A 12,900-nucleotide genomic window follows, 5' to 3' on the forward strand; every position below is an offset into this window, starting at 1 on the left:
CTAATAGGCCGAGTGGCTTGAACACACTGAACGTTCAAAGCATCTCGCTGTGTGTTTGTTCGCGTCCCTGTGTGGTTCCTGGAAAACAAACGGGAACCCGTTTTGATAAGTGAATTTTCGAGCTGTCCGCTCGGACGATGAGTTTCCCGGCACTTTCGGGTGCTGTGGGTTGGTCGTTCGGTGGTTATGGCGAGAGGGAAACACCCGGTCCCATTCCGAACCCGGTAGTTAAGCCTCTCAGCGCCGATGGTACTGCATGGGAGACTGTGTGGGAGAGTAGGACGCCGCCGGACATTTTTTGTGGGAAAGCCCCGCCGTTTACGGCGGGGCCTTTCTCATTTCATGGCGGGTATTCGACTCTGCAGGTATTCCGTGAGCAGGACGATCAACTCGTCGCGGAAGGCGCTGACGTCGTCCGTGGGGCGGTCGGCGAAGTAGCGGTGGATCAGGGACTCGACCGTGCTCACGATGAACCAGGCGGTGAGGCGAGCGTCCGAGAGACGGTCTTCGACGTCGGTGCGGAGCAGATCCACGACCGTGGCGACGAGTAGGTTCTGTAGCGAGTGGAGCTCGGCCAGCAGTGCGGGCGGGCGTGGTGACTCCTCGAACAGCACCTGGTGGAGACGAGGGTCGCCGCGATGGGCCTCGAGAGCCGTGTCCACCAAGAGGGCGATGCGTTCGTCCCAGCGGGCGGGGAGCCCGCGTTCGAGTGCGGCGGTGACGGCGCGCCGGCCGTCGTCGATGTGCCGCCGCGTGAGCTCCAGCAGGATCGCGTCCTTGTTCGGGAAGTACTGGTACAGCGAGCCGATCGAGAGACCCGCCTCGTCGGCGATGCGGTTGGTGGTGCCGGCGGCGTAGCCGTGCTCGACGAAAACGCGAGCAGCCGCCTGGATGATTCGCTCCCGCGTATCGGCAGAACGCTGCTGACGTGGGGCTTTGCGGGGTCGGAGGGGCTTGGGAGTGCCCGGCATCGGAGGCCCTAACGCGAGTAGAAAAGCGAGTAATTACTCAGTATTTTGGCGGCTGCCGACCGATCGACGCAAGGAGCGGGGCATGACCGTCGACTATCTCGAGTTCTTTCCGGACTGGGTCCGCGAGGCGGAGGAGCCGCCCGCCGAGACGCAGTGGTTGCCGTGGAAGGGCATGCAGGTTCGGCTGGAGCGCACGGTGAATCCGGCTGCGCCGGTGAAGTACGTGGTCCTGCATGGAGCCGGCGGGCACGCGCGGATGCTGTGGCCCTACCTCAGGCTGATGGGAGCGGTGGAGGGCGTCGCGCCCGACATGCCGGGATACGGGCTGACCCGATGCGGCGGGCGTCCGGTGAAGTACGAGTCGTGGGTGGAACTGGCGGCGGAGTTGATCCGGCTCGAGCGGGAACGCGACGACCGTCCGGTGGTGGTCCTGGGGGCCAGTATCGGAGGCATGCTCGCCTACAGTGCGGTCGCGCGTGCAGGTGCGGCCGGACTGGTCGTGACATGCCTGCTGGACGTGCGCAACGCGGAGGCGAGAGCGGTCGCCGCGCGGTTCCGGTGGCTGGGACGCTACGCGGGCCCGCTGATGACCGGGCTGCGCGCTTTGGACGGCGTTCAGGTGCCGGTCCGCTGGCCCGCCCGGATGTCGGCGATGGCGAACCGGCCGGACCTGAACGCCGCGGTGGCGTCCGATCCACTCGGCGGCGGGGGACGGATCTCCTTGCGGTTCATGCGTACCTACATGAACTCCGTGCCGGAGGTGGAGCCGGAGGAGTTCAGCGCCTGTCCGGTGCTGATGATCCACCCGGGCGCCGACCGGTGGACGCCTCTGGAACTGAGCAGACCGTTCTTCGATCGGCTGCCCGTGCAGCGGCGGCTGGTGACGCTGGACGGCTGCGGCCACATGCCCGTCGAGGATCCCGGGCTTCGCCAGATGGCCGACGCCCTGCGCTCCTTCGCCGACGAGGCGGCGTCCGCCCGCACCTGACCCGCCACGGGGCAGGGAAGCGCCTCGTGCGTGACGTGCAACCCGCCATTTGAGCAGCGCGTCCTGGCGGGGTTTGATCACAGCGGTTTCGGAGGCACATGCGCCTTGGGGGAGTGCGGGGTCAGCGGCCCAAGGCCGTGTCGAGGGTCGCGGCCCACTGTCGCAGCAGCCGGCCCCGGCGGGCCGAGTCGTCGGTGAGCAGGTCGGCGAGCCCGAGGCCGCGGACGAGGTCGAGCGTCGCCTGCACGGTCTCGCGAACACCGGGGACCGACTCGTCCGCGCCCAGTGCCTCGACCGTCAGCCGGTGCGCCTCGCGCCCGACCCGCGTCTCCAACGGGACGACTTGTGCGCGCAGCTGCTCGTCGGAGCTCGCGGCGACCCACAGCTGCAACGCGGCCCTGAACAGCGGCGTCGTGTACATCTCGCCGAGCAGCGCCACGACGTCGAGGGTGCTCGGGCGCCGGTCGGCGAGTTCGTCCAGCCGCTCGCGCATCTGCGACATGCGCACTTCCGTGCCGTACTCGACGGCGGCGGTCACCAATTCCTCGCGGGTGCGGAAGTGGTGCTGCGCCGCACCCCGCGAGACCCCGGCGCGTTCGGCGACGACGGCCACGGTCGTCCCGGCCCATCCGGCGGAGGCCAGGCATTCGACGGCGGCCTCCAGGAGGCGTTGCCGTGTCGCGCGGCTGCGGTGCTGCTGGGGTTCGCGGGGAGCTGCCTGCGTGGTCATCTCTTCCTCGACTCGGCGGGTCTCCAGTCAATCAAAGGCCCGGAAGAGAAAACAATCAAGCGCGCTTGATTCTTTCCCGGCGCCTAGTCACCGGTCGTGCCGTCGAGCATCTCGCGCAGGATGTCCAGATGGCCGTTGTGGCGGGCCGTCTCCTCGGTGAGGTGGAGGAGTATCCAGCGCAGGTCGACGCGGAGGCCATTGCGGACGGCTCGCTGTGCCCGCTCGTCCAGGTCGTTCCCGGCGACCAGGTCGCGGTAGCGGGCACTCTGCTCGGCGTACTCGCCGAGCAACTGCGTGAGCGGGAAGTCGACGGCGATACGCATCTCGCGGTCGGGGTCCTCCTCGGTCCAGGGGCCCCGGTTTTCCTCGCCGAGAAAGATCACTTGGAACCAGTGGTACTCGACCCAGCGGAGGTGGTTGATCACACCGCACATGGTCATCAGCGGTGAGCCCGGCAGGAGCGACTTGCGTGCGTTCTCTGCAGAGACGCCTTCGCATTTGGCCCGGGCGGTGTCACGTGCGTAGTCGAGGAACGTGGTGAGCTGGGTGCGCTCGTCCCACGCGGACGGTGTGTCATCGATTCTTGTCATCGCGCGAAGCGTCCCTGATCACCGCGGTCCATGTCGAACGATTTATCGGCGGCCCGACCTGCTTCACCCGGCTCCTTGTCCGGCGGACCGAGCGGTGTCGCAGCAGCGATGACGCGCTCGTGCTGTCAGCCGTACATCTCCGCCCACCGCCAACGGCGAATCCTGTCTGCTTGCCGCGGTGGCACACCTCAGAGCCTCCCTGTAGGGCGGCCCCATCAGTGGAGGGTCCTGTTCTTCGGTGACCCGTGATCTATCGGACCTGCCCTACAGGCGCTCCTAGGCTTGCAGGCGCGCGGGGGCTATTCGCTCTGGGGCGAGGCCAGATGAATTTGCCTTGCCCTATATGCATTCCTCTGCGTGGGAGCACGGAAGTGGACATGCCATTTCATGATCATCAACTTTCTCGAAAAAAGTTTGGGGTCGGAGGTTCCATCGCGCATTGCGGCGACTACTGTCGGCTATGAGTCAACCTCGCTGCGTCATCGGATGAGTGGCGCGGCATCGTGCAGATTGGATGGTCGCCATGCCTACCCCGAACCCCTCCGAGTCCCTCCGCGCGTTCTTCGCCTTCCACCTCAAGCGGTACCGCGAGCAGAAGGGGTGGTCGCAGCCGGAATTGGGAGCGCGGGTCAACCTCCCGAGCAGCCTGGTCGGTGGCATCGAGGTCGGCGCCCGGCGCCCGACGCGCAGGCTCGCCCGGGGCCTGGACGAAATCTTCGGACTGGAGCAGTTCTTCGAAGCCCTCCACCCTCGCGTCATCGAGGAAGCCGGCATCCCGCCGGGCTTCTCCGAGTTCGTGGAGGCCGAGTCCGAGGCCGCGATCGTCAAGCTGTACAAGAACTTCGCGATCACCGGGCTGTTCCACACGGAGGAGTACGCGCGAGCGATTCTGCGAAAGGGAAGGCATCCGGACAAGCTCGAACAATCGCTTGCGGCGCGAATGGAGAGAACAGAGATCCTGCGGCGCGAGGATCCGCCCGTCATCGTCGCGCTCATCGATGCCTCGGCGCTCCGCCGGTCGTTCGGCGGCCCCGCGGTCATGCGAGGCCAACTCGAACATCTGCTGAGCGTGGCGGAACTGCCCCACGTTCACGTCCACGTGGTGCCGGAGGACGCCGAAGTCCTCCCCGAGGGCTCGTTCACGCTCCTCTCCTCAAGTGAGTCCGACGCCGGCTACATCGAGGCGGCGGGCGGACGCGGTCACCTGGTCGACGACCACGGGTACATCGCCGAACTCGGCACGCTGTTCGAAAGCATCAGATCCAGGGCGCTGAACGTCGAGGACTCGCAGGTCGCCATCCTCAAAGAGCTGGAGGATCTATGAAGGGGCGCGCTCCCTCCTCCCCGCGGTGAAGGGGGAGCCGCAGGCGAGGCCGGACCGGCGGATTCGTGGAGGCGGCGAGGATGGCCGCGCTGATCGGGAACCAGTGACGGCGAGCATTCCGATGCGGCCCTCCTTGCGTCGCGGTTTCGCGCGTTACTTGAGTCGCTGGCTTCACGAACGCGGGCGCCTTCGCTCCCTGAACCGTCGCAGGCCGCCAACTCGCTGAGCCGCGGGATCCGTCACGCCGTTCCCGGGCGCCGTTCCCCAGCCCTGGGTCCTCGCGCCGGGTCCTCGCGCCGGGTCCTCGCGCCGGGTCCTCGCGCCAGGTCCTCGCGCCAGGTCCTCGCGCCAGGTCCTCGCGCCGGGTCCTCGCGCCGGGTCCCTTAGGGATGGTTCTCTCGGCGCCGGTTCCATGGGGGCAGCCCCCGGATGACAGGTTCTTCGGTGCCCGGTGCGCGGTGGCTGATGCTCCGGGCGCCGGGTCCGGCACCGTCCCCCCTGGGCCCAGGGGGGACGGTGCCTCGGGCCGGCCCCGGGGGCGGGGCAAGGGGCCGTGGCCCGGCCGTGGGCGTCTCGCGGCTTGGGCAACGGTGCTGGGTGCCTCAGGGGCTGGGCCGGGGCGGTGCCGGGTGTCCGGGATCGGAAACCGGTACGCACATCGGTGTGAAGCATCGGTGAAGGCACGGAGCCCAAGCCTGGTCGGTGACGAGTTCTCAGCAGGGTGTGAGCGTCGCGTCGATGACCATCCAGCTGGTCTCGTCCCCGCCTGCGGGATGGCTTTCCGGGAGGCCGTAGACGTGCGTCCAGACACGCGTGGCATCGGCGGTCACCGCGCAAAGACTCCTGCTCGGGCCCCCACCTCGAAAGCTTGTACGGCACCTCCCACGACGTCGTCCCCGCCGGTCCACCGCTCGCACCCGGTCGCGGCCGCCGAACACGGTGAACCGCAGATCGGGGCTCACCGCGCCGGACTCGTCATCGAAGTCGGGCCAGGGACGCGGGAACACCGCTACCGGGCGAGGCGTCCCGTCGAACCCCTCGTGCAAGTCGTAGACGGTCAGCTCTTCAGACTCGCGAACTCTGCCGAACAGCTTCCCCGGCCACCGCTGGAGCAAGTCCTGATCGAAGCCCAGCCGCCCGATTCCGGGCGCTCGAACCCGACTCACCTCAACCGCCGCGAACATCGGCTTATCCTCCCGTTTCGCGTGGCGGGCTGACGGCTAAGATCTACCTGGCCTGCGAATTGCGGCGTGACCCCTGGCGGTCATCGTCGCCCCCGGGTGACGGGGCGACGGGCCCTAGTTCGTCTCGTTGTCGGAGGCCGTCAGCCTGCCATGGGTCGATTCCGGCCGTACCCGCAAGCGCGGCCATGGTTGTGAGGGGCCCGCGCGGCCGTGGATCCTCGGAGGGCGACCGGCACAACGGAGGAACTCGATGGGCGCCGACTACTACATCGCCGACAGCGAGAATGGTGATCAAGTCGACGACCCTTCCGAAGACTCCCTGTTCATGCGGCTGAGAGATCTCGACCACGACGGCAACTCCTTCGTCACCATCACCCCGGCAGACCTCGGCGCGCCCTGGTACGCCTCGGTGTCCGTGCTGGAGGAGGGGGGCTACGAGGTGGAGTACAGCGATCCACGCCACGGCGAGCATGCACTGAGCGTCAACACCGATCTCGGTGAGATCGCAAGAGACCTCACCATCTGGCTGGCCCGCCGCAACACGTCCTGACTCCTGGGTTGGGGGCTGTGGGCTTGCTGATTGTGTTGGTTTTCGTGTGCTCTGGGCTCGGCGTCGGGGGCCGGAGTTTTCTGGAATGGGAAACAATCATGCGTGATTGATTTTTTCTTGGACGGGTGGCAGGGTGCTGGCCATGAGTCGACCGTTGCGGATCGGTAACGCCTCGGGCTTCTACGGGGACCGCTTCTCCGCCGTGCGGGAGATGCTGGAGGGAGGGCCGCTCGACGTCCTCACCGGCGACTATCTCGCCGAGCTGACGATGCTCATCCTGGGGCGCGGGAAGATGAAGGACCCGGAAACCGGATACGCGACGACGTTCCTGCGGCAGATGGAGGAGTGCCTGGGGCTCGCCGCCGAGCGCGGGACGAAGATCGTTACCAATGCCGGCGGGCTGAATCCGCGGGGGCTGGCCGTGAAGCTGCGCGAGCTGGCCGACCGGCTCGGCGTGGCGGTCGAGGTCGCGCATGTCGAGGGCGACGACCTGCTCGCGCGCGTGGACGAGCTCGGCCTGGCGTCGGCCCGGCACGGGCGGCCGCTCACCGCGAACGCCTACCTGGGGGCGTGGGGGATCGCCGAGTGCCTGCGAGGCGGCGCGGACGTGGTGGTGACCGGGCGGGTGACGGACGCGTCGCTCGTCGTCGGGCCCGCGGCGGCGCACTTCGGGTGGGCGCGAGACGACTGGGACGCTCTCGCCGGCGCGACCGTCGCCGGGCACGTGCTCGAATGCGGAGCGCAGGCGACGGGCGGGAACTACGCGTTCTTTCAAGAAATCTACAACGTAAAGGCGCCGGGTTTTCCGCTGGCCGAGATCGGCACGGACGGCTCCAGCGTGATCACCAAGCACGACGGGACGGGCGGCGCCGTCACGGTCGAGACCGTCACCGCCCAGCTGCTGTACGAGATCGGCGGCCCGTACTACGCCGGACCGGACGTGACCACGCGGTTCGACACGATCGAGTTGCGGGGCGTCGGGCGCGACCGTGTCTCGATCAGCGGGGTGCGGGGAGCGCCGCCGCCTCCCTTGACCAAGGTGTGCCTCAACCACCTCGGGGGGCACCGCAACGAGATGACGTTCGTGCTCACCGGGCTGGACATCGAGGCCAAGGCCGATTTCGTGAAGGCGCAGATGGACGCGGCCTTCGGCGAGGACCGTCCGGCGCGGGTCGAGTGGACGCTGCTCGGGAACCCCGCGCCGGCCCCCGCCACCCAGGGCGAGGCGACCGTGCTGCTGCGCTGCGCCGTCCTCGACCCCGATCCCGCGAAGGTCGGGCGGGGGTTCAGCGGCGCGGCCGTGGAGATGGCGCTGGCCGGGTATCCCGGGTTCACGATGACGTCCCCGCCGGGGAAGGGGAGCCCGTACGGGGTGTACTCGCCCGCGTTCGTCCCCAACGAGGAGATCGAGCACGTGGCGGTCCTGCCGGACGGCACCCGCGTTCCCATCGAAGGGCCTTCCGCCACCCGGGCGTTGCCCACCGATGAGGCGGTGCGACGGGACGAGGGCGCCGTCGGCGGCGCGACCGTGCGGGCGCCGCTGGGGCGGGTCGCCGGGGCCCGCAGCGGCGACAAGGGCGGCGACGCCAACATCGGGGTGTGGGCCCGCACGGACCTCCAGTGGCGGTGGCTGGAGCCCTTCCTCACCGTCGAACGGCTTCACGAGCTCATGCCCGAGACGCGGGCGCACACCGTCACGCGTCACGTCCTGCCGAACCTCCGCGCGGTCAACTTCGTCGTCGAAGGGCTGCTGCAGGAGGGCGTGTCCGCCTCGACCCGGTTCGACCCCCAGGGCAAGGCCCTCGGGGAGTGGCTGCGGTCCTGCCTCGTCGACGTCCCGGAGGCCGTCCTGTGAGATTGAAGAGTTCGCTCGACACGCGGGGACCCGAATACCGGGAGCGGCGGGCGGCGATGCTGGAGAAGCTGGCCGAACTGGACGCCGAGCACGCGAAGGCGCTCGCGGGCGGGGGAGAGAAGTACGTCGAGCGGCACCGCCGGCGGGGGAAGCTGCTCGCGCGGGATCGGATCGAGCTGCTGCTCGACCGCGACTCGCCGTTCCTGGAACTGAGCCCGCTCGCCGCGTGGGGGAGCGATTTCCCGGTCGGTGCCAGCGTGGTGACCGGCATCGGCGTGGTCGAGGGCGTCGAGTGCATGATCGTCGCGAACGATCCCACGGTGCGGGGCGGCGCCAGCAACCCGTGGACGGTGAAGAAGAGCTTCCGGGCGTCCGACATCGCGCTGGAGAACCGGCTGCCGGTGATCAACCTGGTGGAGTCGGGCGGCGCGGACCTGCCGTCGCAGAAGGAGATCTTCATCCCCGGCGGCCGGATGTTCCGGGACCTCACCCGGCTGTCCGCGGCCGGGATCCCGACGATCGCGCTGGTGTTCGGCAACTCCACCGCGGGCGGGGCGTACATACCGGGGATGTGCGACCACGTCGTCATGGTGAAGGAGCGCGCGAAGGTGTTCCTCGGCGGACCGCCGCTGGTGAAGATGGCGACCGGTGAGGAGGCCGACGACGAGGAACTCGGCGGCGCGGAGATGCACGCGCGGACGTCCGGGCTCGCCGACTACATGGCCGTGGACGAGCCGGACGCGCTCCGGCTGGGCCGGCAGATCGTCAAGGGGCTCAACCACCGCAGGCAGGGCCCCGCCCCGGGCGCCGTCGAGGAGCCGCTGTACGACGCGGACGAACTGGCGGGCATCGTCCCGGAGGATCTGAAGACCCCGTTCGACCCCCGCGAGGTCATCGCCCGCATCGCGGACGGCTCGCGGTTCGACGAGTTCAAGCCGCTGTACGGGACGAGCCTGGTCACCGGATGGACGCGGGTGCACGGGTACCCGGTCGGGGTGCTCGCCAACGCGCAGGGCGTGCTGTTCGGCGCCGAGGCGCAGAAGGCCGCCCAGTTCATCCAGCTCGCGAACCGGGCCGACACGCCGCTGATCTTCCTGCACAACACGACCGGGTACATGGTCGGCAGGGAGTACGAGCAGGCCGGGATCATCAAGCACGGCGCGCTGATGATCAACGCGGTGTCGAACAGCAAGGTGCCGCACATCTCGATCGTGATGGGCGCGTCCTACGGCGCCGGGAACTACGGCATGTGCGGCCGGGCGTACGATCCGCGGTTCCTGTTCACGTGGCCGAGCGCGAAGTCGGCGGTGATGGGTCCGCAGCAGCTCGCGGGGGTGCTGTCGATCGTGGCGCGGCAGGCCGCGGAGGCGCGGGGCCAGGTCTACGACGAGGACCAGGACCGCGCCATGCGGGAGATGGTGGAGACGCAGATCGAGGCGGAGTCGCTGCCGTTCTTCCTGTCCGGCCGGTTGTACGACGACGGGGTGATCGACCCGCGCGACACCCGGACCGTCCTCGGCCTGTGCCTGTCCGCCGTCCACAACGCCCCCGTGCGCGGAGCCGACGGCTTCGGCGTCTTCCGGATGTGAGCGTGATGATCAAAAGATTGCTGGTCGCCAACCGGGGCGAGATCGCGCGCCGCGTCATGCGCGCCTGCCGGGACCTGGGCGTCGGTACGGTGGCGGTGTTCTCGGACGCCGACGCGGACGCGCCCCACGTGCGGGAGGCCGACGTCGCCGGACGGCTGCCCGGCGCGGCGCCCGCCGACACGTACCTGTCCGCCGAGCGCGTCCTCGAGGCGGCCCGTGCCGCCGGGGCGGACGCCGTCCACCCCGGGTACGGGTTCCTGTCGGAGAACGCGGAGTTCGCGCGGGCCGTCGCGGCCGCGGGCCTGACCTGGGTGGGGCCGCCGCCGGCGGCGATCGAGGCGATGGGCTCGAAGATCGAGGCGAAGAAGCTGATGGCGGCGGCGGGCGTCCCCGTGCTGCCCGAGCTCGACCCCGACCGGGTGACCGAGGACGATCTGCCGCTGATGGTGAAGGCGTCCGCGGGCGGCGGCGGACGCGGGATGCGGGTGGTCCGCGCGCGGGCGGAGCTGGACGGCGCGGTCGCCGCGGCGCGCCGCGAGGCCGAGTCGGCGTTCGGTGATCCGGCGGTGTTCTGCGAGCCGCTGCTGGAGCACGCCCGCCACATCGAGGTGCAGATCCTCGCGGACGCGCACGGCACGGTGTGGGCGCTCGGGGAGCGCGAATGCTCCGTGCAGCGCCGCCACCAGAAGATCGTCGAGGAGGCGCCTTCCTCGGCGGTCCGCCCCGGGCTGCGGGACGAACTGTGCCGTGCGGCGGTCGACGCGGCGCGGGCCATCGGCTACGTCGGGGCGGGGACGGTGGAGTTCATGCTCGCACCGGACGGCGGGTTCCACTTCCTGGAGGTCAACACCCGGTTGCAGGTCGAGCATCCGGTGACCGAGTGCGTGTACGGGGTGGATCTGGTCCGGTGGCAGCTCGCCGTCGCGGAGGGCGCCCGGCTGCCGGAGGCACCGCCGGAGCCGCGCGGCCACGCGATCGAGGTGCGGCTGTACGCGGAGGACCCGGCGCTGGACTGGCGGCCGGCCGGCGGCGTGCTGCGCACGTTCGAGGTGCCGGGCGTCGACGCCGAGTTCGCGGTGCCCGCGTCGTACGGGCTGCGGCTGGACGCGGGCGTGGAGAGCGGGTCGGCGGTCGGCGTCCACTACGACCCGATGCTGGCGAAGCTGATCGCGTGGGGGCCGTCGCGGGACGCGGCGGCGCGGCGCCTGGCGGCGGCGCTCCGCGGCGCCCGGATCCACGGCCTGACGACCAACCGCGACCTGCTCGTCCGGATCCTGGAGGACGGGGCGTTCCTGGCGGGCGACACCGACACGGGCTACCTGGAGCGGGTCGGCTTGGACGTGCTGGCCGCGCCGCTCGCGGACGCGGCGGCCGTCCGGGTGTCGGCGCTGGCCGCCGCGCTCGCGGGCGCGGCGGCCGAGCGGGCGTCGGCGCGGGTGCAGGGCGGACTGCCGTCCGGGTGGCGCAATGTGCGGTCGCGGCCGCAGCGCAGGTCGTTCGAGGGGCCCGGCGGGACGATCGACGTCGACTACCACCTGGGCCGGGACGGTCTGGTCTGCGAGGCGTTCCCGGGGACGTCCGTGGTGTCGGCGGCCCCGCACGAGGTCGTCCTCGAGCGCGGCGGGCTCCGTGAGACGTTCGCGGTGGCGGCCGCGGACGGCGAGGTGTTCGTCGACTCGCGGTTCGGCCCGGTCGCGTTCCGGGCGGTGCCGCGGTTCGCCGACCCGAGCGACCAGATCGCCCCCGGGTCGCTGCTCGCGCCGATGCCGGGAACGGTGGTGCGGGTCGAGACCGAGCGGGGCGCGCGCGTCGCCGAGGGGCAGGCCCTGGTCGTCCTGGAGGCGATGAAGATGGAGCACCGCATCGCCGCGCCCGCCGCCGGGACGGTGGCGGAGCTGAACGTCGGAGCCGGGCAGCAGGTCGAGGCCGGTGCCGTCCTCGCCGTGATCGAAGGGACCAGCGAGTGAGCTTCACCGAGACCGAGGAGCGGCGGGCGCTGCGCGCCGCCGTCGCGGAGCTGGGCGCGAAGTACGGTTCGTCGTACTACGTGGAGAAGGCGCGGGCGGGGGAGAAGACCGACGAGCTGTGGGCGGAGGCCGGGCGGCTCGGCTACCTCGGCGTCAACGTGCCCGAGGAGTACGGCGGCGGGGGCGGCGGCATCGGCGACCTCGCCGCGGTGTGCGAGGAGCTGGCCGCGGCCGGCTGCCCGCTGCTGCTCATGGTCGTGTCCCCGGCGATCTGCGCGACGATCATCGCGCGGTCCGGCACGGAGGAGCAGCGCAAGCGGTGGCTGCCGCGGTTCGCGGACGGGTCGGTGAAGATGGCGTTCGCGATCACCGAGCCGGACGCGGGCTCCAACGCGCACCGCATCACCACCACCGCGCGCCGCGACGGGGACGGCTGGGTGCTGAACGGGCAGAAGACGTTCATCTCGGGCGTCGACGAGTCGGACGCCGTGCTGTTCGTCTGCCGCACCGAGGACCAGAAGGGCAACCTGCGGCCGTCGCTGTTCATCGTGCCGGCGGACGCGCCGGGGTTCTCGTGCACGCCGATCGACATGGAGATCGTGTCGCCGGAGAAGCAGTTCGTCTGCCACCTCGACGACGTGCGGCTGCCGTACGACGCGCTCGTCGGCGACGAGGACGGCGGCCTGCTGCAGCTGTTCGCGGGCCTCAACCCCGAGCGGATCATGGCGTCGGCGATGGGCGCCGGGATCGGGCGGCTCGCGCTGGGCAAGGCGACCGCCTACGCGAAGGACCGGCAGGTGTTCCGGTCGCCGATCGGCGCGCACCAGGGCGTGGCGCATCCGCTGGCCGCCGCCAAGATCGAGCTGGAGCTGGCGCGGCTGATGGGGCAGAAGGCCGCCGCGCTGTACGACGCGGGCGACGACACGGGGGCGGGGGAGGCCGCGAACATGGCGAAGTACGCGACCGCCGAGGCCGCGATCCACTGCGTCGACCAGGCGATCCAGACGCACGGCGGCAACGGCCTGACGAGCGAGTACGGCGTGGGGATGCTCGCGGGCGTCGTGCGGCTGATGCGCATCGCGCCGGTCAGTCGGGAGATGATCCTGAACTTCGTCGCGCAGCACTCGCTGGGGCTGCCGAAGTCCTACTGAG

Annotated in this window: 11 protein-coding genes and 1 rRNA gene; 8 read left to right on the top strand and 4 right to left on the bottom strand. The window is 70.2% G+C overall.

What is annotated here, in order from left to right; genetic code table 11:
- Positions 1-176 precede the first annotated feature (176 nt).
- A 5S ribosomal RNA gene (gene rrf, locus DMH08_RS25265) occupies positions 177-293 on the top strand.
- Between the two features lie 42 nt (positions 294-335).
- On the opposite strand, the gene DMH08_RS25270 is transcribed toward rrf, so the two are convergent.
- Positions 336-971 carry a TetR/AcrR family transcriptional regulator gene (locus tag DMH08_RS25270; RefSeq protein WP_125618201.1) on the bottom strand — a complete coding sequence of 212 codons (636 nt, stop codon included), beginning with the start codon at positions 969-971 and terminating at the stop codon, positions 336-338.
- A gap of 82 nt (positions 972-1,053) precedes the next feature.
- Here DMH08_RS25270 and DMH08_RS25275 point away from each other — a divergent pair, with 82 nt between their 5' ends.
- The gene (locus tag DMH08_RS25275; protein WP_125618203.1) at positions 1,054-1,959 is read left to right on the top strand and encodes an alpha/beta fold hydrolase; all 906 of its coding nucleotides are present in this window, start codon (positions 1,054-1,056) and stop codon (positions 1,957-1,959) included.
- A gap of 121 nt (positions 1,960-2,080) precedes the next feature.
- Here DMH08_RS25275 and DMH08_RS25280 read toward each other — a convergent pair whose 3' ends face one another.
- Entirely contained in the window at positions 2,081-2,689 is a 609-nt protein-coding gene (locus DMH08_RS25280; RefSeq protein ID WP_026406282.1) for a TetR/AcrR family transcriptional regulator, read from the bottom strand.
- 83 nt (positions 2,690-2,772) lie between these two features.
- On the bottom strand, positions 2,773-3,279 hold the full coding sequence (locus DMH08_RS25285; protein WP_125618205.1) for a DinB family protein: 507 nt from the start codon (positions 3,277-3,279) through the stop codon (positions 2,773-2,775).
- 523 nt (positions 3,280-3,802) lie between these two features.
- On the opposite strand from DMH08_RS25285, the gene DMH08_RS25290 reads away from it, so the two are divergent.
- The gene (locus DMH08_RS25290) at positions 3,803-4,603 is read left to right on the top strand and encodes a helix-turn-helix domain-containing protein (protein WP_158642395.1); all 801 of its coding nucleotides are present in this window, start codon (positions 3,803-3,805) and stop codon (positions 4,601-4,603) included.
- 713 nt (positions 4,604-5,316) lie between these two features.
- Here the strand turns inward: DMH08_RS25290 and DMH08_RS40325 are convergent.
- On the bottom strand, positions 5,317-5,787 hold the full coding sequence (locus DMH08_RS40325) for a hypothetical protein (protein WP_158642396.1): 471 nt from the start codon (positions 5,785-5,787) through the stop codon (positions 5,317-5,319).
- Between the two features lie 250 nt (positions 5,788-6,037).
- On the opposite strand from DMH08_RS40325, the gene DMH08_RS25300 reads away from it, so the two are divergent.
- The 5 genes from DMH08_RS25300 (at position 6,038) to DMH08_RS25320 (ending at position 12,899) form a co-directional block, all read left to right on the top strand.
- The gene (locus DMH08_RS25300; protein WP_125618209.1) at positions 6,038-6,337 is read left to right on the top strand and encodes a hypothetical protein; all 300 of its coding nucleotides are present in this window, start codon (positions 6,038-6,040) and stop codon (positions 6,335-6,337) included.
- Between the two features lie 142 nt (positions 6,338-6,479).
- Entirely contained in the window at positions 6,480-8,192 is a 1,713-nt protein-coding gene (locus tag DMH08_RS25305) for an acyclic terpene utilization AtuA family protein (RefSeq protein WP_125618211.1), read from the top strand.
- Complete coding sequence (locus DMH08_RS25310) at positions 8,189-9,781, top strand: carboxyl transferase domain-containing protein (RefSeq protein ID WP_199748001.1); 1,593 nt, start codon at positions 8,189-8,191, stop codon at positions 9,779-9,781. Before DMH08_RS25305 ends, DMH08_RS25310 begins: the two co-directional genes overlap by 4 nt.
- A 5-nt stretch (positions 9,782-9,786) precedes the next feature.
- Positions 9,787-11,748, top strand: coding sequence for an ATP-binding protein (locus DMH08_RS25315; protein ID WP_125618213.1), 1,962 nt, complete (start codon positions 9,787-9,789; stop codon positions 11,746-11,748).
- Positions 11,745-12,899: an acyl-CoA dehydrogenase family protein gene (locus DMH08_RS25320; protein ID WP_125618215.1), complete on the top strand. Its 1,155-nt coding sequence runs from the start codon at positions 11,745-11,747 to the stop codon at positions 12,897-12,899. The genes DMH08_RS25315 and DMH08_RS25320 overlap by 4 nt, the downstream gene beginning before the upstream one ends.
- Position 12,900: the final 1 nt, after the last annotated feature.

Source organism: Actinomadura sp. WAC 06369, assembly GCF_003947565.1.
Taxonomy (GTDB): domain Bacteria; phylum Actinomycetota; class Actinomycetes; order Streptosporangiales; family Streptosporangiaceae; genus Spirillospora; species Spirillospora rifamycini.